The sequence below is a fragment of the Streptomyces sp. LS1784 genome (genome assembly GCF_020103755.1).
Lineage (GTDB): Bacteria > Actinomycetota > Actinomycetes > Streptomycetales > Streptomycetaceae > Kitasatospora.
This window is the reverse complement of the sequence record NZ_JAHSQD010001278.1, coordinates 1-559: the sequence shown is the minus strand read 5'-3', so window position 1 is coordinate 559 and position 559 is coordinate 1. Positions and strand designations below refer to the sequence as shown.

The 559-nt window shown below is 78.4% G+C and carries 1 pseudogene; it reads left to right on the top strand.

Going from position 1 to position 559, the window contains the following annotated elements:
* Positions 1–559, top strand: a pseudogene (locus KS423_RS46965) (ABC transporter); the annotation flags it as partial.

The following is a 559-nucleotide window of genomic DNA, read 5'->3' as shown; positions in this document are numbered from 1 at the left end:
CGCCGAGCCGGTCGCCCCGCTCGCCCACAGCGGCCGCCCGACCCCCGCCCCGGCCGTGGCCGAGGAGCCCGGGCCCGAGGCCGGCACCACCCCCCGGCTGGCGCTCTCGATCCTGCTCGGCGCGCTCGCCCTCGGCTGCGCCGTCGCCCTGATGGCCACCTCCGGCTACCTGATCTCCCGGGCCTCCGAGATGCCGCCGGTGCTCTACCTGATGATGGCCGTCACCTCGGTGCGGGCCTTCGGCATCGGCCGCAGCGTCTTCCGCTACGCGGAGCGGCTGGTCTCGCACGACGCGGTGCTGCGCACCCTCGGCACCCTGCGGGCCGCCGTCTACCGGCGGCTGAGCGCGCTCGCCCCGGCCGGGCTGCCCGCCTTCCGGCGCGGCGACCTGCTCTCCCGGCTGGTCGCCGACGTGGACGCGATCCAGGACCACTACCTGCGCTGGCGGCTGCCGGCCGCGGTGGCCGGCCTGGTCGCCCTCGCCTCGGCGGTGGCGATGGCCGTCTTCCTGCCCGCCGCCGGGCTGGTGCTCGGCCTCGGGCTGCTGCTCGCGGGCGTG